Origin of the sequence: Rhizobacter sp., assembly GCA_021153565.1 — a bacterium.
In the GTDB taxonomy this organism is placed as follows: Bacteria; Pseudomonadota; Gammaproteobacteria; order Burkholderiales; family Burkholderiaceae_C; genus Albitalea.
The window spans coordinates 20,279-37,824 of record JAJKJU010000266.1; the positions used below are offsets into that span (position 1 = coordinate 20,279).

Annotated in this window: 14 protein-coding genes and 1 pseudogene; 7 read left to right on the forward strand and 8 right to left on the reverse strand. The window is 60.0% G+C overall.

What is annotated here, in order from left to right; translation table 11 throughout:
• Nucleotides 1-20: 20 nt before the first annotated feature.
• Nucleotides 21-1,109: a type VI secretion system protein TssA gene (tssA, locus tag AC30NL_RS17150; RefSeq protein ID WP_489465203.1), complete on the forward strand. Its 1,089-nt coding sequence runs from the start codon at nt 21-23 to the stop codon at nt 1,107-1,109.
• 6 nt (nt 1,110-1,115) lie between these two features.
• Here the strand turns inward: tssA and AC30NL_RS17155 are convergent, their stop codons facing one another.
• The 6 genes from AC30NL_RS17155 to AC30NL_RS17180 all read right to left on the reverse strand — a co-directional run bounded on the left by AC30NL_RS17155 (nt 1,116) and on the right by AC30NL_RS17180 (nt 9,538).
• Nucleotides 1,116-1,853 carry an OmpA family protein gene (locus tag AC30NL_RS17155; RefSeq protein WP_489465217.1) on the reverse strand — a complete coding sequence of 246 codons (738 nt, stop codon included), beginning with the start codon at nt 1,851-1,853 and terminating at the stop codon, nt 1,116-1,118.
• Between the two features lie 58 nt (nt 1,854-1,911).
• Nucleotides 1,912-2,892: a type VI secretion system-associated protein TagF gene (tagF, locus tag AC30NL_RS17160; RefSeq protein ID WP_489465204.1), complete on the reverse strand. Its 981-nt coding sequence runs from the start codon at nt 2,890-2,892 to the stop codon at nt 1,912-1,914.
• On the reverse strand, nt 2,889-6,716 hold the full coding sequence (gene tssM, locus AC30NL_RS17165) for a type VI secretion system membrane subunit TssM (RefSeq protein ID WP_489465205.1): 3,828 nt from the start codon (nt 6,714-6,716) through the stop codon (nt 2,889-2,891). Before tssM ends, tagF begins: the two co-directional genes overlap by 4 nt.
• Nucleotides 6,717-6,741: 25 nt before the next feature.
• The gene (locus AC30NL_RS17170) at nt 6,742-8,241 is read right to left on the reverse strand and encodes a hypothetical protein (protein ID WP_489465206.1); all 1,500 of its coding nucleotides are present in this window, start codon (nt 8,239-8,241) and stop codon (nt 6,742-6,744) included.
• Nucleotides 8,242-8,329: 88 nt separating this feature from the next.
• Entirely contained in the window at nt 8,330-8,599 is a 270-nt protein-coding gene (locus AC30NL_RS17175; protein WP_489465207.1) for a PAAR domain-containing protein, read from the reverse strand.
• Nucleotides 8,600-8,680: 81 nt separating this feature from the next.
• On the reverse strand, nt 8,681-9,538 hold the full coding sequence (locus AC30NL_RS17180; RefSeq protein ID WP_489465208.1) for a M15 family metallopeptidase: 858 nt from the start codon (nt 9,536-9,538) through the stop codon (nt 8,681-8,683).
• A gap of 975 nt (nt 9,539-10,513) precedes the next feature.
• Between AC30NL_RS17180 and AC30NL_RS17185 the strand changes: the two genes are divergently transcribed.
• From AC30NL_RS17185 to AC30NL_RS17205, 5 genes are all read left to right on the forward strand, one after another.
• A complete protein-coding gene (locus AC30NL_RS17185; RefSeq protein WP_489465209.1) occupies nt 10,514-11,044 on the forward strand; it encodes a contractile injection system protein, VgrG/Pvc8 family in 531 nt (176 codons plus the stop codon).
• 629 nt (nt 11,045-11,673) lie between these two features.
• Complete coding sequence (locus AC30NL_RS17190; protein ID WP_489465210.1) at nt 11,674-12,033, forward strand: DUF4148 domain-containing protein; 360 nt, start codon at nt 11,674-11,676, stop codon at nt 12,031-12,033.
• A gap of 314 nt (nt 12,034-12,347) precedes the next feature.
• Complete coding sequence (locus tag AC30NL_RS17195; protein WP_489465211.1) at nt 12,348-12,944, forward strand: cytochrome b/b6 domain-containing protein; 597 nt, start codon at nt 12,348-12,350, stop codon at nt 12,942-12,944.
• A gap of 18 nt (nt 12,945-12,962) precedes the next feature.
• Complete coding sequence (locus AC30NL_RS17200; RefSeq protein ID WP_489465212.1) at nt 12,963-13,736, forward strand: molybdopterin-dependent oxidoreductase; 774 nt, start codon at nt 12,963-12,965, stop codon at nt 13,734-13,736.
• A gap of 57 nt (nt 13,737-13,793) precedes the next feature.
• Nucleotides 13,794-14,084: a hypothetical protein gene (locus tag AC30NL_RS17205; protein WP_489465213.1), complete on the forward strand. Its 291-nt coding sequence runs from the start codon at nt 13,794-13,796 to the stop codon at nt 14,082-14,084.
• A 228-nt stretch (nt 14,085-14,312) separates the two neighbouring features.
• Here the strand turns inward: AC30NL_RS17205 and AC30NL_RS17210 are convergent, their stop codons facing one another.
• Both AC30NL_RS17210 and AC30NL_RS17215 read right to left on the reverse strand, forming a co-directional pair.
• On the reverse strand, nt 14,313-14,663 hold the full coding sequence (locus AC30NL_RS17210) for a hypothetical protein (RefSeq protein WP_489465215.1): 351 nt from the start codon (nt 14,661-14,663) through the stop codon (nt 14,313-14,315).
• A 629-nt stretch (nt 14,664-15,292) separates the two neighbouring features.
• Nucleotides 15,293-15,555: pseudogene (locus tag AC30NL_RS17215) on the reverse strand (ParA family protein); the annotation flags it as partial.
• Between the two features lie 452 nt (nt 15,556-16,007).
• On the opposite strand from AC30NL_RS17215, the gene AC30NL_RS17220 reads away from it, so the two are divergent.
• A partial coding sequence (locus AC30NL_RS17220) for a condensation domain-containing protein (RefSeq protein WP_489465216.1) occupies nt 16,008-17,546 on the forward strand: 1,539 nt, incomplete at its 3' end.

Consider the following 17,546-nt stretch of genomic DNA (forward strand, 5'->3'; position numbering starts at 1 on the left):
CTCTTGCTATACGACGGTCTATGAACATCGAAACTCTGTTGAACCCAATTTCAGATACCTTGTCCTGCGGCGAGGATCTGTCCTTTTCTGCTGACTTCGACGCGATTGCCGAGATGAGGCGTGAGGATGATCCGACGCTGGACCAGGGTGAATGGGTCACCGCACTGAAGACAGCCGACTGGCCGGCCGTGGAAGCGCGTTGTATCGATCTCCTTGTGTCTCGCTCCAAGGATCTGCGTTTGGCCATGTGGTTGGCTGAATCGGCTGCCCTCAACAGAGGCTATGTCGGGCTGCAGCAGGGTCTAGAGGTGTGCGCGAAGCTGTGCGAACGCTACTGGCTTGGCATGCACCCGCAAGTCGAAGGCGGTGACATGGAGGAGAGGATCGGCAATATCAGCTGGCTCCTGCATCGAATCGTCGGGCTCGCGACCGGCGCTGCGGTGACACGTGGCCGCTCCGGCAACTATTCGCTGTCCCAGTTGCACGCAGCTCGGGCGCTGCAGGCCACGTTGGAGCGCTCTCCCGAGAAAGCAGCGCAGTTGTCCGAGGACACGGTCACACTGGATAAGTTCAATCGTGCCTTGAAGGAGACCCCCAAGCAGGTGCTGCTCGAAACGCTCAGTGCGCTGCAGGCCTGTCAGGCAGGTCTTGCCGCGTGGCAAGCAGTCATCGACGCCCAGTTGGGTGCCGAGGGGCCGAGTTTCGTTCCGGCCCGCGAGGCGCTTGACGCAGCACTGCATGAGACGCAGCGGCTTGCGCGCGAGATGGGCGTACTGCAAGCTGCCACGTCGCCCGTCATGGACACTTCGGACCTTTTCACAGTACCCGTGGCGACTCAGGCGGCGAAGGGTGGGGGGGCTGTGGCGAGCGGTCCCCTGCGATCGCGCGAGCAGGCCCTGATGCAACTGCGTGAGGTGGCCGCCTTTTTCCGCGCCACTGAACCCCACAGCCCTGTTGCCTATCTGGCCGACAAGGCAGTGCACTGGGGCGAGATGCCTTTGCACGAATGGCTGCGTGCGGTGGTGAAGGAGGCGGGCACTTTGTCCCACTTGGAGGAGTTGCTTGGGGTGACCGGTAGCCGCGAGGCGGGTATCGGCAAAGAAGAATGATTCCCTCTATTGACTGATACGGAACTCGATTCGCCGATTCCTCGCGCGTCCCTCCACCGAGTCGTTGGATGCGACTGGCCGGTCCGGGCCGGAGCCTGAGGTGCTGATCAGCGAGGGCGCAACGCCCTTGCTGATCAGGTGGATGCGAACACTGTCTGCCCGTGCAAGCGAAAGCGCCATGTTGCTGTCGCGAGCGCCCTGCGAGTCGGTATGCCCGATGACCTCGACTTTTTTCCCGCCGATCTTGAGCAGCGCCTCGGCCATCTCATCCAGGATGGCGCGACCTGCGGGCCGCAGCACGCTACTGCTTGGTTCGAACTCAATGGTCCGGTTTCCTAGTGTGGTGTCCAGGATGTTCTGCTCTTGCGCAGCAACACGCAGTCCATTGCGCACTACGTAGGTTGGATTGAGTTCTTTGGCCATATCCGCCGCAATTTGCTGGCGGCGAGCCTCGTTGGTGACTTCGCCCTTGAGGTCGATGTTGTGGCCCGATATGGTCAATTGTCCGTGCGACACCTGCTTGAGATCGGGCGACACGAGTTTCTGGACATACCCACTCCAGTTGGGCGGGGCCACGACCGTGCCTACGCCGAGTTGGTCGACGACCCGTTCGGCGCCATAGATCTCTCTCACGCGAACCAGGATCGCAGAGCGAGTAGCTTCGTCCGGCACAGTGCCCGCGACAACAACCTGATTGGGGGAGGGCGCATTCGACTGGGCATGGGCAGTGAGGTACCAGCCCATCAGCAGTGAGAATGTCAAGACGGGACTTAGGATCCGCCAAGCGCAACGTGAGGTCATCTCAATTTCCCAAGAATGTTTCGCGAAACATGTCGGCTGCGGCGGCAATTGAGAGCGAAGGGTCGCGCAGGTAATTCGACAACCGGCGAAGCCCGTAGTCGGTATCGATCCAGTCTTCCACCCACTCGGCATTGCTGACCACGACGTTTTCTGATTGGCAGATTTCGGCGTCCAGGACGGAGTGCAAGGTGCTAGCGGAAGCGCCGCGAAATCCCATCACCAGGACCGGTTCTTGTCGGTGCGTGGTGACGAATACGGCGATTTCTGCCGGAGTGCGTTTGAAAAAACGTGTCACCAACTCGACCCACATGGTCGTGACCGAGGTGATTTGTCTGAGGGTCGGAGGCAGGGGCAAGACCAGTCCCTTGCTCAATCCGGTGTGTCCTTGCGTGAGTATGGGCTGCAATAGAAGGCCCAGGGCCAAGATGGTGCGTCGAAACGAGAATGCGGACTCTGGAAGCGCTATCGCTGCTTCCAGGGTCCCGATAGTCATCTGTTGTGCAAAGGCCTTGTAGGCATCGCGCAGAGGTTCCATTCGAACCTCCAACTCGACCGGTTGCGCGACAAGGTGCTCTTGCACCATAGAAAAGTCTTCTGCACCCATCGCTTGGCGAACGCCGGCGTCCAAGCGGGCCCACAAAGGGGTGAGCGCTTGGGGGCAGTAAGGGATGAAGCCCAGTGGCTGGGGCACCTCAAAGGACGCCGCCATGACAAACGGAAAGCGCCTGCCCGAGGCGTCCTTGCTCACCGCCAGATGACCCACCAAGCCAGCATGACTTTGCGACCCGATGATCGCGAAGTGGACTGGCGCTGCCGCGTCGTAGACGATCTTCCACCGGGTGTCCTGCGTCAACAGATCCATGGTCTGTGACATCCATTGGTCAATGTTGCGAATGAGTGCTGACCCTGCCGAACTGCGGACGAAATCTCCCCGGGATGGGAGCTTTCCGAAATACAGGGCCTGTGAAGTGATCCCGCTCATTTTTTGCCCTCTGTGGGAGCAGATGCTGCGGCCATTGGCACGTCTGGGCCGACGACCAACATTGGCAGCGAGATCTGTCGAAGTCCCCCGGATGCGCTTGGCGTTTGTGGTCCGCCGCTCGTTGTAGTAGGTGAAGCGGTGGTTGGGCTGGAGATTAGTCGCAACTGAACGACGACCGAATGGCTACCGGCATTCCAAGTCAGTTCGAATGCACCGCTGCCCAGCTTGCGCTGCTTCGCGCTGCTGAACATCTTTTCCAAGCCAAACTTGCCGGGAACATCGAGAAACTCAACCACTTGCCCAGTCGTTGTCACGCCGGTGATGCGCACGCCAGGCGCTCCCTGAGTCCCCGGCCAGACAAAGTTGTTCCAGGTGGCTGCGGCGTTTCGATAGCGCATCTGCTGGCCGTCGATCTCGATGGTGTATTCCGACAGACCCGGCATGGCGGTTGGCAATACCTGGAAACTCGTCTGGGGCTCGCTCGATGTGGCACTACCGGCGCCCCCTGTCCCGCCTGCCGGCTGCGAGCCGCCGCCGAACCCGCCGACGGTTGCGATCCAAACAGGAAAACCGGCACTCAATTCAGGGCGCAAGCGCAAGCCCATGTCGGCCCATGTACGTGCTGACAGCTTATCGCCATGCCTGAAAACCAGCGCTGCCAAAGACTGCTCGCTGAACTTCGCGATACTCCCCTCGGGGCCGAACAACTTGGCGATCTCACCGGAGGTCGCTTCGACGTGCGAGGTCGTGTCAAACGGATACTTTCCGGCGAGGGTTCGCTGGAAGGGCTCGTAGACCTGGGCTGCCCACACGCGATTGATCTCTTTTTCGGCTGGAGGCACGATGACCGCGAAGGCTTGCATGAGCGGTCGTACGAGCAAGGGGCGAATAGTGGCTTTGGCGGCTTCCGTTTGGCTCGCGAGCATCTGCTCTTCGACCAACTTGAACGCATCTCCAAGCTCGGAGCCGCCCTCCATCGTCTGCATCATCAACTGGCGACTTGCCGGGCCCGTGTCGCCTTGATTCTGCATTTGGTTGAAACGGGTCCGCACTTTGGACAAGGCGCCAAGATAGGTGCGCATCAATGTGGGTCCATTGTCATTGGCCACCATCAATCGCATCAGCCCGGCGAACTCTTTCCCGATGGGGCCCATAGGAACTGCTGCTTGCTTGGTGGATATGTCCAGCTTGACCTCAACCGGGGTCGGGGCCATACGCAGAAACAACTGCTTGAACCAGGCGACGACACCGCTCTGTCCCGCTGCCAGCTTTTCATTCAGCACGCCAGGGTTGTCCCACGATGTCTGGTCATACAGAACCTGCACGAGTTTGCCGATGGGAGACGTCCCTGGATCACCCAACCGGTTCATGCCGCGCACGGCTTGCTCGAAACTGGTGAATTCTTTGACGTTCACGCCTTGCATGAACTTCTGCCATTCCTGCACGTACTCTGTTTTGTAGAGCTGAACCAAAGCCTTGCGGATCTGCTCAGGACTTCCTTCGAGCGTCAGGTCATCCTGCATGGATGTTTTCAGCACCCAGTCGTTGGCCTGTGTTTCTTTCGTGGCTGCTTCTTTGAAGGCATTGTCGACAAAGCCCTCCCAAGCCTCCCGGGTAAATGCGCCTGAGATTGCATAGCTTCCTGCCACGAGATCCTTGTCGGCATCCTCGACAAGGCGGGCCACGGTGACTGGTGCAAACCGTGTTGCCGCACGTGCTTTGATCTCTGCATAGACGCGCTCTCGAGCGGGCATTCCCTTGACGACACGGCGAAGATTTTCGCGGGTCGTGTCGAGCGTCGCGAGGTTCGTCTGAATGCTTGGGAAGTCCTCTGCAGTCACCTGCGTCAATGCGAAGGACAGAATGCGCTCCGCGGATCGGATCAGTTGCTCGCGAGGCATGGCTCCGCGGTTTGCTTCGAGCCAACCACGCCAGAAGCGCGTGATTTGGTCGCCCAAGTGACCAGGCTCAGCGCGGGAGTGGTCGCCCAACATGATGTAGGTCTTGAGGGCGTTGTAGGCGTCAGAAACGTTGGTGGTCGAGGCTGCTATATAGATGCCAGGGGCTGTGCTGACGGGCGTAGGTGTGGCAGGTGTCGGGCTTCCATCGGTGGCACGCGCCAGCGGTTGCAATTGGGCGGCGATTGCATTGACTTCACCAAGGTATGAAGCGATGGTCGCGGATGTGGGCTTGAGCATGACGTCTACAAGCCCGGCGAGGTACTCCCTGCGCAGTTTGGTTTCAAGCGCGCGCCCTTGGTAGAGGCCCAGACTCAAAGCCCACGGCCGCTCGTTGCGGTAGCGCTGCAGTTGCTCCACCCGATCCTGCAAGATCTCCAGCGCTTCAAGGCGTGATTGGAGATCTATCCGTCCCTCTTGCACCTTGATCGCTTTGGCCAGGTCGGCTTCTACGTTGGCGACAAGTTGCTGGTTGCCCACGTAAGACCATGTCCAACCGGCCAGCATCAGCCCCAACATCAGGGCTCCGCCAAAAAAGGCAGCATAACGCCAGCGAAGCTTGGTGCGGCTTGTGTATTGCTGGACCAGGCTGCGATCGGCAAAGATCACTTTGGAAAACAACTCGCGCAGGAAAAAGCCGTGTTGTGCCACGACGGCGGCTGTCGGGCCCGTGTTCAGCGGAGTGTTGAGGGAGAAACGTTCGGCCACCCGTTGGCTCGCGCGTCCTGTCGACTGGCCTTCTTGTACCGCGCTTGTGAAGTAGAAGCCTCGGAATATGGGCCGGAACTGATAGGGGTTGTCTTCGAAGAGGGTGGTGATGAAGGTTCGCAGTTGTGGCTTGAGCGCTGCGAATTCGAGTGGAAATGTCAACACGCCAGGAGGCAATTGTTCACCGCGATGCATCGACATGCGCGCGACGGATGCTTCTTTCAAGCCATCATTGAGCTCGTCGAAATGCCGATCGAAGCTCGCCACGAGATCGGTCTTGATTGCTGTGTCGTAGGGCAGTGTGGCACCCCATACGCGCTCGCGTTCGGTGGGGTCGCGGTCTTCAAAGAACTCGACAAAACCCGAAATCAGGTCAGCCTTGGTGAAGATGATGTAGACCGGAGGGAATATCTCGAGCTTTTCCGTCAACTCCTGCACCCGCTGGCGCAGTTGTTTGGCCAGCGTGATCGCAAACTCGGGTTTGTTGCTGGACAGTTCTGCCAGACTGGCCGCGATGATCACGCCGTTCAATGGCGCCTTGGGCCGATTGCGTTTGAGCAGTGCAAGAAATCCGAGCCACTCCTCTCGGTCTTCTTCGTGGACGGAGTAGCGCCCAGCCGTGTCGAGCAAGATGCCTTCCGTGGTGAAAAACCAGTCGCAGTTGCGAGTTCCGCCTATACCTTGAAGGACATGGCTGTTTTTGTCCGAATACGGAAAATTGAGTCCTGAGCGCACAACGGCCGAACTCTTGCCGGCAGCCGGGTTGCCAATGACTGCATACCAAGGCAATTCGTACAGCGCCGCGGAACCGGAGGTCAGGCCAAGCCTGGAGGTCTTGATCGTTTTGACGGCATCGTTGATGCGCTTTCGAACGGCCGCCATTTCAGCGCGCATCTGCTGGCTTGGTGCGGCCTTGATGGCACGCTGTGCCTCAGCATCGATGGCATTTTCGAGTTGCTGTCCTGCCCGATTCGTCTTGTAGCGGCGTACGGCCCAAACGATGGCCCAAACCACTAACAGCGCCGAGATCACGCCGATGGCCCAGATGGCCCCCACTTTGAGGGTGTCGGCCCCCATGAACAAGAATGCGGCCAGAGTCAGCACACCGATCACGGCGAGCGTGCGCGCATCCAGAAGAAACTGCCAAAAGCGTTGCATAAAAGGAGAGAGCTTCCGTTCGAAGTTACGTGGGCTGAACGGTCGAACCGTCGCTTGGGGCAGAGGAGGGCGGTGTCAAGACCACGGCAAAGCGTTCGAATGCCGGGAGCACACCGAGGACCAACGCAGGCGTCTGCGAATCCGCGACCTTTGAGGCCGAAAGCGCGGCACAGGCTAACAGTCGCACGATGCCCAGATCGCCGCAGCCCACCCCTGCTCGGAGGCCATCGGTGGCGGCGTCGAGATGTGGCAACAGCTCTTGCATCGTTCCGTAGACCTCGCCGGTGCGCGATCCTCGGTGGTCTGCATCTGTCGTCAAATGCATGATGGCTGTGGGCTCGATGCGGCTGACCTTGAGGGCAGCTTCTGCGACCTGTTGCAAAGTATTCGCAGTCAAACGGCCTGATGCGTCGGCCGACTTGTCTCGCCGTGCCAAGCTCGCGCGGTGCATATGTGCCATTGCCGGCTCTGCGTTGGCAGGTTGAGGCCAAACGGACGAGGCCAGCAGAAGCGACGCCGCTCCTTCGCCGGGCACCAGCCCAAGTGGGTTGACGCCCGAAAAAAGAGTCTGCTGCGCGCTCAGGCGAAGAATCTCTTCTTCGCTGATGCGTGAATCCGCCGCCATGACCAACATCAGGGCGGCTTCGTCGTCGCGTTGCCACTGGACCAACTTCTGGTCGAGCATTGACCAGAAGTCTTCGGCGCTTGCGACCGCATGCACTTGCAAATGAACGGCAGGCCGGTCGGGTCGAGCCATGGCGCGAGATTGCCTTGCGGCTTGCAGGCCGGCCTCAAGCAACGGATCGAATTGTTTTGTCAGCCATGCAGTGGCAACACGTTGCGCGGGAGCCGGCCAGCGTGCCGGAATGACCAGACTGAGAGTGACTGTCGGAATTCGCGACCGGTCCGAGTTTTTGAAGGCCTCCCACTGGGCCTCCAGCGGCGTTCGCATGTTGTTCATGCTTTGAATCAGCAAGCTCAGCACTCGCACGAGGTCCGTGGGCGCCTTGAAACTTGCCCACTCTTCGACTTGTTCTGCCGCCAATCCCCCCACCAGCTCGGCGATGGATGCTTCGACCGCGTCGGTGTCCATCTCGGGGATTCGCGCCGTGAACACGGCGATGCCGTCGTCATCCTTGAGTTCACTGTCCAACTCGGCCTTGCATTCCCCGGACTCGATGCTGGAACATGCGATGTTCCAGTCGCCTCCAGAGCGAAGTTCAACGCCCGAGGCCAGGACGATGAAAGGTGCGCTTCGCTCACTCGCGTCCGTGATAGCCGATGTGGGTTGGGTCGAGACTGTTTCAGATACCAGCGGTGCGCTTGCATAACTGTGCAAACGACGCACCGACCACATCGCCAACAGCACTGTCATGGTCAGGCCGAGGGGAAGCAATAGCAGATTGAGTGCGATGGTGCTGCCGCTCGGGTCCACGTTTGAGGATTGCCAACGCCACAGGGTGGTCAGCCATACCAGCACCGTGATCGCTACAAGCAGCGCAAGAATCTTCCAGACTTTTGTCATGAATACAGGGACTCGCCGCTGAGCGCGCTATCAAACCTACTACAAAACCTACTGCAGGAGAGCTACACCAGAAGTGCGCGAGCGTCGATCAACAGGCGTCGGTCGTCACGCTTTGGGAAGAGATCAGGGTGGCGCCACAAGCCGTCTTGTCGCCATGGCGAGCTGCCGCCTTGCCGTCGATGATCATCGTTGCGTCGCCGCAGGCAATGATCGTGCTGTTGTGGCCGCGCTTGGGGCAACTCACCTTGTCGCCCACACGTGCAATGCGCTTCCCATGGGTGTCTGTCGCGCCTGATGCCTCGATCACTACGCCACCGTGGTCTGTCTTGTCACCCAATACGATGAAAGGACGTCCCATTCATCTTCTCCATATGCCAAAAAAAAAGCGCGCTGCGAACTGCAGACCGCGGTCGCGCAGTCTAACGTGCGTGACGCCAATTCAACCCCCCACATTTGGGCGAGGCGGTCGGGTCCCGCGCAATTCCACGTGGCCAAAGTCCATGTTCTGCCAGCGTCCCCCCCACGTGAGTCCAGCGCGCTGGGCAGCCTCGCCATACAACTCATAACCTTTCATGGCCCACGGATCACGCTCGCTGATGACAAGTTTGCCGTCGCGCAAGAAAGCGCTGTCCGCGGCCAGCCCGTACTGGTGATAGCTTTGCCAAGCACCCGCATTGGTCACATTGGTGCCCATCTTGGCCAGCAGCGCCTGGCGCTCGGGGCTTCGGTAACCTTCAAGCAATACCATGTCGTAGCCGTGTTCGTCACGCATCACCTTGTAGACCAGCAAGAGGCGCTGCCGAAACTCTCTATCCATGAGATCCCAGCGGCGGTCCGCGTTGCTGAGCTGAGGGCGCAGCCTTTCCACTTCGGGCGTCATGAACACTTCGGGTGGTAAGGGTGGTGGCGGAACGAGTTGCTCTCCTTCAAGCAGTGCGGAGACCACCCCCCCTGATATGGAGGGAGTGACCTCATCGGTGAACGCGTCGAGTGAACGAAAGTCTCGAACTGAAAATACAAGCAGCGGAGGCAGCGCCAGCAGTGCCAACCCGATGAGAGCATGTGCCCGGCAGTCGCGTAGCAAACGGGCGCCTGTGCGCAGGAATGTTCCTGCTTGGCCCGCCCGCTCGCGTGCGCGTTGCTCCAGGAGATCATTTGCGTCGTGTCCGACTTTCGCTGCGTTTCTGAGCGCCGAGGCAAAAGCGGTGGCGGTGCGCCTTCGAAAGGTGGGAAGCAACATCAGGCCGGCTAACAGGCATACGATGGCAAAGTAAGCCACCAGAACAACGAGAATCATTTTGTAGCCGGGTTTTGCAGGGCCCCAGATGTGGCCCTTTGTCTAACAATAGCGGCCGATTAAACTCAGCCCATTAAAAGTTGCGCGCGGGTGACTTGCCGGAATTGAGCCACCTCGCGAAGCGCGTCGACGCGAATTACCTTCTCATGAACCAGACTTCCCATCTTGACAAAGAAACGCGCCGAGCGCCGCCCCAACTGTTCGGGCCATCTCCGGCCAAGCGGCATCCCGATTTCGAGGAGAGCATCTTAGCGACGATAGATGGCGGATCGCAATCCGCCTCGGCGGGCTCTGGAACTCGACTCAAAGCTTTCGTGATACTGAGTGGTGTGGCCTTGGCCGGCGTGGCTGTTTATCTTGCGGTTCAAGAATGGGGGTCATCCACCAGTCCCAATGCTGACCTTGATGCAAGCGGGACTCGGGTTCGCATGTCCGCGACTCAACGCGAGGCGGCGCCCTTCGGGCCTGTCTCGTCGGCACCTGTGGCGTTGATCGACAAGACTTCATCACCTCAAGCAACGGCGTCAATCGAGACTGTGACTCAACCAGGTTCGAAGGTTTCGCCAAGTGCCGTGGCCAGTGCAAGCGACGAGCGCTTGGCGTCCGTGTCTGCGCCGGTATCAACGGTATTGCCGTCTGATAAAGCCGTGGCTGCATCTGCAATCTCCACAAGTGCTCGACCCAGCGCTTCCGCTGCCTCTACATCGGCATCGCGTCCTACTGCTGGCGAGGCGAAGCATGGGCGACAGCGCGGCTATACCGGCGCCAAGGTGGCAAAAGCAAGCACGAGTGCGTCCACCGGAAAGCGAAAAAGTCAACGCGACGCAGATGCGGAATTGCTCGCAGCGATGCTGCCGTACCTCAGTGCTGCCCCTGTCCCTACCAGTCCTGGGCTCGAAAAGCGCTGCGGCCTATCGGGTGCTGGTCACGCCACCGCCTGCCGCATGAAATACTGCAACGGTCGGGAAGGTGTTGATGTCGCTTGCCCTGTCGAATCGTCCGGCAACAGACCTGCTCAGTAGCTTCCTCGACGACGTTTTTGGCGATGCGGCCTACAGCGCTTATGCCGCGTGGCAATGGGGCGAAACCGGCGCTGACGGAGGTGCGGAAGACATCAGCGCATTTCTGGCCAACGGCCCGAACGCTGGCGTGCGCGAATACTGCGTCCAATACCGGGAGACGGATTGGCAATTTATGCAGAGGCTGCTGGCCTCCGAGGGACTGGGCTGGCGGGTGGAAGAAGCGCAGGATGCGCCGGCCGGCCACCGCATCGTGCTCTTCGCGGACAGCCAGTGCTGGCCGCAAAACCCCACCTCGCAGAGCGCACTCGGCGGGCAAGGCATCAAATTCCAACGTGCCCATGCGACCGAAACGCAAGACGCGATCCAGTCGCAGGACTTTGGCCACGGCGCGGCCGAGCGAGAGTTCATCGTGCTGCGCGTGTGCGCCATCGGCATCAACAACCTGCCCAAGGAGATCGGCAGCCGGTTGGTCCTGAGGCTCTAAAGGGATTCCCAGAGCTGCCGACCAGGTGACCGGGCTGTCGATTGATCCAATTTGCCATCGTCGAGGACGAAGCAATCGCTGTTACCACTTGCACGCGTCGCTCTCGCGACGCCACCTGTACGGCAATGCGGTCAAGCGTCTCGACTGCTTGGGGACGTATTCGCAGAACCGGTGGCTGACTTTACGTTCCTCAAGCGGGTGCGCCTGATCGCTTCACCTTTTGGAGGGGTTCGACAGAGTCCAGGTAAGAAAGCCCAGCACGGTCCAAGGTGACTGCAAGTCATTCCGGTTCGAAGTGTCGCCAGCGCAACGCGGGTGGCCGCTTGGCAGCACGAAAGTCGAAGCGCACGAACGGCTCCCCGTCTACAGACGATACGTTCCGGAAGCCGACTCCGCACTGGCCGTGCAATAGTTTCAGTACGGCACCCGCGTTGCCTTCCAACTTCGGGCGGCCCTGATGGCGGACCGTCACGCGCACCCTCGAGCGAAACCGAGAGCAAGAAAGGACCGATATGGCATGAGCAACATGTCCAGGCACAAAGCAGACCGCCTGCCGGCTAAAGAGGATGGTCCCCATCGGGCACCTCAAAAGCGCGCGCCTTTTTGAAATGTGATCAAGGAGTACCGTCATGTCGAATCGCGTTGTCACCCTCAGCATCTTCACCGTGGCCGCAACTCTCGCCACACCGCTCGTGTTCGCGGATCAGGATGGCGTTCGGACCTTGCCCAACGAAGCCGGCACGGAAGTTGTCGGCCAGCGCAGCACGGTCACCCGCGACGATGTCAAGGCCGAGCTGGAGGCAGCGCGGCACGATGGCAGCTTGCGCCTGAGCCAGCGCAACGCCAGCCTTCCAGGCGATGTTCCTCGGGCGGGCTTTGTCTCCAGCCAAGACGAGAAATGGCAAGCCATGCGTCTTCGCCAACAGTCGGAGCCGAACGGGTGGCGCTATATCGGCGGCGAGGCGGGCTGGGTGTACGAAGGCCGCTGATCACGAAGGGGCGCTGGACGTTCACCAAACCAAGATCACCGACCTGCGCCATCGTCGAGCATGACGATGAGCATCGCGCCCGAAGTGGTGATCATGGAAAGCACTGGCGTGTGCTGTTCAGTTCCACAAGATGCGAGATTGCAGCCTTCTTGTTCGGACGAGCGTGCGGATGCGAAGCCGTCTGCGCGGGCAGCGCGCGCACAGGGTTCGCAGCCATATGGCTCCAGTCAGGGTTCGCCACAGCCCGGCATCACCCGTACGGGCGGCATACTCCTTGGCGGCACGCAGTTCCTGAGAACCGCAGCCGATCTCGCATGAACCAACACGACAGCATCATCCACCCCTTGTGGCTGCGATTGACCCATTGGATCAACGTCGTCGCAATCGTTCTGATGCTGATGAGTGGCTGGCGCATCTTCAACGCCTCGCCAATCTGGCGGTTCAGCATTCCCGAAGGGATCACGCTCGGAGGCTGGCTCGGCGGTGCCTTGCAATGGCATTTCGCAGCAATGTGGTTGCTGGCCGCGAACGGCCTGCTCTATCTGGTGCTCAATCTCGGCAGCGGCCGCTTCAAGACCAAGTTCCTGCCGATCGGGCCACACCGCTTGTGGACCGATCTGCGTGCTGCGCTCACCGGGCACCTGGTCCACGACAATCCGCGCGAGTACAACGCGGTACAGCGGGCGGCCTACGTTTTTGTCGTACTCGACTTGATCGTGCTCGTGATGTCGGGCCTTGCACTGTGGAAATCGGTGCAGTTTCCGCTGTTGCGCGAGCTGATGGCCGGCTATGAAGGAGCCCGGCGCGTGCACTTCTTCGCGATGGTCTTGCTTGTCGCATTCATCGTCGTGCACGTGGTGATGGTGGTGCTCGTGCCGAGGACGCTGGTCGCGATGCTTCGCGGCCGTTGAACACCGGAAAGATCGATCATGATCAGATCCCCGCGCAAGCTGAACATCGACGGCGATGCCGTGCTCAAGGAGGCCATGCGCCACCTGGGCCAGCCAGCTCGGCGCATCTTCCTGCAACGGTCGTTGACGCTCGGTGGCCTGTCGATGCTGACCGGCTGCTCGCTCAGCGACGGTACATCGGTCGAGAAGGCGCTGGCAGCCATGTCGCGCTTCAACGATGACGTGCAGGCCTGGCTGTTCGACCCGCAGCGGCTCGCGGCCACTTACACCGACGCGATGATCACGCGGCCGTTTCCGTTCAATGCCTATTACGGGGTCAATGAGGTACGCCATGTCGACGCCAGGACATACTCGCTCGAAGTGAGCGGTTTGGTCGCCGACAGGCATGCGTGGACGCTCGATGAGTTGAATGCGCTGCCCCAGACAGAGCAGATCACGCGCCACATTTGCGTCGAAGGCTGGAGCGCGATCGGCAAATGGGGCGGCGTGCCGTTCTCGACTTTTCTGAAACACATCGGCGCTGACCTCACCGCGAAATACATCGGCTTCAAGTGTGCCGACGACTACTTCACCAGCATCGACATGCCCACGGCGCTGCATCCGCAGACGCTACTCACGCTTCGCTACGACGGCGAGGTGCTGCCGGCAAAGTATGGCTTTCCGATGAAGCTGCGCATGCCGACCAAGCTGGGCTACAAAAATCCCAAGCACATCACAGCGATGTTCGTCACCAACACCTACCCCGGTGGATACTGGGAAGACCAAGGCTACAACTGGTTCGGTGGCAGTTGATCGAATCTCGCATGCGTCGCGGAGATAGTCATGGTCATGCCCCGTATTGACTCGCTCATGGCAACCCGAATTGCTGGCCGCGCTTTGATGCGCGGCTTGGCCGCCTGCGCCATCGCCACAGAAGTCGGTCTTTTCCCCGACTTGGGTGCGTTGGCCGCCGGCGAGCTTGGGGCGGCGCAAGCAGTTGCAAGTGCGCCAATGAAGATGGAGGAACCCATGGCAGGCGGGATGAAGCGACAGGGCATGAAGAAAGGCGATATGAAGAAGGCCGCCGAAAAGAAGGATCGTGAGATGAGGGACACGATCAAGAAGGAAGAACGATCGATGCCGCAGAGTTCTCCCAAGTAGGGTCGAGGAGGTTGTCATCGTGGAAAAGCGGCGTGGTTCAGTTCCGAATATCTCCGGGTAACACAGACGAGCGCGCTGGGGCCGCGAGCCTCGGTGGTCTTGCATGGGACCTGGCTATCAGAATTAACGGAACTCAATAACTGCCGCAGAAGATGCCGGATCCTCCGGTGGAAGCCGCTCCAGCAGCTGGCTCGGGCGGACCTGCGAGCGCGTGCTGCCTTCCGGCAGCTATCTTTCCTCGGGGGGCAGGGTGATCAGGAGGTTAAGAGCCGTATTGAGGCGGCCACGTTGTTGGCGGGGCCAATGGCTGATGACCCTGTCCCTGTCTGCGAGGGCCTGCAACTTCAGGTCTTCATCCGAGCTTTCGTAGCGCTGCAGGAAACCGCGCAGGTCGGCATGCGGATTGTCGGCCAGCATTTCCTTTGCGAAGCGTGCCAAAGCGCTCCGGTAGTTCTCAATCGTGCTCGGGGCAAGCGACAAGGTCGGGGTACGCGACAAGGCCTCGGCCAGCGTAATGAAGACCTCGATCAGTTTGAGATTGTCACGCGATGCTTGATATTCTGGGAAGGAGTTCTGCACCAAACCCCGTAGAGTGTGAGACGTTCCCCACAGGGCCATCAGATTTCGGGCCCTCGAACGTGCGCCGCTCGGCAAGCTCTCCACGATCCGAATCTGGGTGTCCGTTGGGAGCAGTTCTAAAAGTGATTCTCCTTTTTGCGCGATGCTGCCCGATGACGATGCCCTCGCTCTCAATGCGGGCGGTCCGGAAAGGCCGCTATCTCGGGCGGGTCGTGATGCCGGGGCGGGATTGCCGCCCTGCTGGTCCGCCGCGCCGGTTGGCGAATGCCCAGTACAGGTGACTGATCTAGCTAGAAATGGAGTTATCCATGCTGACTTTCACTTGAACTTGATTGAATGAAATGACCGTCCAAATTGGGCACCTCCCCCGGTACACACCATGGCGTTTCACCGAAGTGATGTTCAAGCAAACGAAATAACAAATCCACTACGTGTGTACTTGAAACAGATCGGTTTAGACAATGGCCGTCCTCGCCGGGGGGCGATCGAGGTGAGATGACGCGATGAAGCTGGCAGCCGACGCGAGTGCTGGCGGCGGCGTGGTTCAAAAACCATTCTTGGGTAACACGGACGAGCGCAGTCGGCCCGCTGACGATGGCGGGGATTTCACCCGGAAGGATGTGAAGTCGATGCGCCTTGAGCTGTTCGCTGATCTGCTGCTGCAGCGTGATTCGCGGGTCGTACATCACACGCAGCAAGCCGATGAGCTGCAGCTCGGCGTTCAGGTTCGCGTGCACCTGCTTGATCGTGTTGACGAGGTCGCTCAGAGGCTGAGCCTCTCAGCCCTCCAGCGCGAAGTATTCGCACTCCATCGGGACGATGAGGCCATGGCACTGCACATGCCGTTCAGCGTCAGCAGACTCAACGATGGGGGGCAATCGATCAGCACGAAGCTGTCCCTCCGGCAAGTCAGATGCGTGCAGGGGTTCGATGACCGAGTCGATGTTGTGAACGGGATGTGAAGTGTCGCTTCGGTGTCAGATGAACCCTGTCCGTTGTGTACTCCTACACGAATAGTGCTTCTTCCATGTCGAACCATGAAGGCTTGCCATTGACTCCCCCGTTCACCGCAAAGACACTCCTGTCGTGAATCGCCCGGCGCTCGCTTTGCCGGTGGACGATCGCCGACGTAGGGGAGTCTTTTGGGGACAAGGCTTCACAAGCAGACCTGATGCTTGCAGCGAACTTTTGAACGCCGCGTTCAGCTGGCGCAGTGTCCCAATTCAGAAAGGTCAGTCTTCCGAAAGCTGTTTGAGCTTCGAGGAAACCTGGCGCTTGTCAGTTCGAATCCATCATCGCCGATGAGGGTCGACGACAGGTCCCCTCAGCAAAGGCATATTTCAAGTGTGGAGCGATCTAGCCAGTAGTCAGCTTAGTCTTTGGGTGGCGTATCAAATAGATCCGTCACAGCGTGGCGGCTACAACGTCGGGTTTTGCGCTCGAATACTCGCGGATGTCGATCCGCAGGACATCCGCAATTCGCTGGCCATGCTGGTTGCGCGGCATCCTATGTTGAGGGCCTCGTTCGAAGAGGGTGACAACGGGCCGCGGCAGCGAATCCACCAACACGTGGAGCTTCCGTTTCAGTGGCACGACGCAAATGACTGGTCGGCTGAAAAGCTGCATGAGCACATCACCGATGAGTATCGACGCCCGTTTTTGAACGGGCCTGTACCGCTGCTGCGTGCGCACCTGTACCGCATTTCGAAGAACGAAAGCGTCCTGCTGTGGGTGCTGGATCATCTGATTTGCGACGGCGTGTCGTTCTGGCTCTTGATGGAAGAGTGGGGCGCCCTGCTGGAGTGTCGAGGTGCAGGGCTCGTGCCGGAGTTCGTGCACGAACCTGAATACTTCGCCTACGTGCGGCATGAAGCGCAATGGCTCGACAGCCCCAAGGCGGGCAGGCAGCTGAGTCACTGGAAGCAGGTCCTGAGCTCGGAACCTGCGCCGCTGGATCTGCGGCACGACGCTGCAGACGCCTCGCAGGATCTGCCGCAGCGTCGTAGCTTGCCGTGCGTCCTGCCCCCTGAACTGGCGCAAGCCATTCGCTCGCTGGCGGCGCGACATGGCGTCACGCTGTACACCGTGCTCCTGGCGGCGTACTTCATACTTCTGCGAAGGCATACCGGTCAGGATCGGCTGGCCGTCGGTGCTCCCATTTCAAGTCGTAGCGAAAGCGCGCGGTCTACTGTCGGGAACTGCACCAACACCGTTGTGCTCACGGCCGACTTCGAGCTGGGCCTGACGGTGTCGGGCCTGCTCTCATCCGTGAATTCGATGGTCTTGCGCGCCTTGCGCAATCGGCATTACCCGTTCAGTGAACTTGTTCAGCGCTTGAATCCGCGGCGCGATTCGACGCACCACCCCTACTTTCAGACGCGGTTCAACTTCCAGAACGAACGGGGCACCTCGTCCGTCAAGGTGCTGATGGCCGAGGCTGAGCGTGGTGCCTACGTAGATGCGAACAGCACGGTGATGTGGGGCGGTTGGACAGTGGCGCCTTATGGCTTGGAGATGAGCCGGGGCGATGTTGGCAATGCACTCGACATCGAAGTGGGCGAGTTTGCCGACAAGCTGGGCTACAGCCTCAGGTACGACGCGAGGCGGCTGAAGCGCAGCACCGTGTCGCGCTATGTCGAGCATCTGCATGCGGTGTTCGACGCCATGGTGACCGACGATGCGCATGCGGTCGACGGCATCGATCTGCTGTCGCACACCGAGTGCCGGCAAGTGCTGATCGACTGGAACGCCACGCAGGCCGACTATCCGCGCGATCAGTGCATCCACGAGCTGATTGAAGCGCAGGTGAGGCGATCGCCCGAGGCGACGGCGGTGGTCCATGAAGGCGGGTCGCTGAGCTACGCCGAGCTGAACCGGCGCGCC

Bases quoted from the DNA above. Each gene is read 5' to 3' on its own strand.
- tssA (WP_489465203.1), top strand. From the start codon at position 21: ATGAACATCGAAACTCTGTTGAACCCAATTTCAGATACCTTGTCCTGC.
- AC30NL_RS17155 (WP_489465217.1), bottom strand. From the start codon at position 1,853: ATGGGCTGGTACCTCACTGCCCATGCCCAGTCGAATGCGCCCTCCCCC.
- tagF (WP_489465204.1), bottom strand. From the start codon at position 2,892: ATGAGCGGGATCACTTCACAGGCCCTGTATTTCGGAAAGCTCCCATCC.
- tssM (WP_489465205.1), bottom strand. From the start codon at position 6,716: ATGCAACGCTTTTGGCAGTTTCTTCTGGATGCGCGCACGCTCGCCGTG.
- AC30NL_RS17170 (WP_489465206.1), bottom strand. From the start codon at position 8,241: ATGACAAAAGTCTGGAAGATTCTTGCGCTGCTTGTAGCGATCACGGTG.
- AC30NL_RS17175 (WP_489465207.1), bottom strand. From the start codon at position 8,599: ATGGGACGTCCTTTCATCGTATTGGGTGACAAGACAGACCACGGTGGC.
- AC30NL_RS17180 (WP_489465208.1), bottom strand. From the start codon at position 9,538: ATGATTCTCGTTGTTCTGGTGGCTTACTTTGCCATCGTATGCCTGTTA.
- AC30NL_RS17185 (WP_489465209.1), top strand. From the start codon at position 10,514: ATGTCGCTTGCCCTGTCGAATCGTCCGGCAACAGACCTGCTCAGTAGC.
- AC30NL_RS17190 (WP_489465210.1), top strand. From the start codon at position 11,674: ATGTCGAATCGCGTTGTCACCCTCAGCATCTTCACCGTGGCCGCAACT.
- AC30NL_RS17195 (WP_489465211.1), top strand. From the start codon at position 12,348: ATGAACCAACACGACAGCATCATCCACCCCTTGTGGCTGCGATTGACC.
- AC30NL_RS17200 (WP_489465212.1), top strand. From the start codon at position 12,963: ATGATCAGATCCCCGCGCAAGCTGAACATCGACGGCGATGCCGTGCTC.
- AC30NL_RS17205 (WP_489465213.1), top strand. From the start codon at position 13,794: ATGGCAACCCGAATTGCTGGCCGCGCTTTGATGCGCGGCTTGGCCGCC.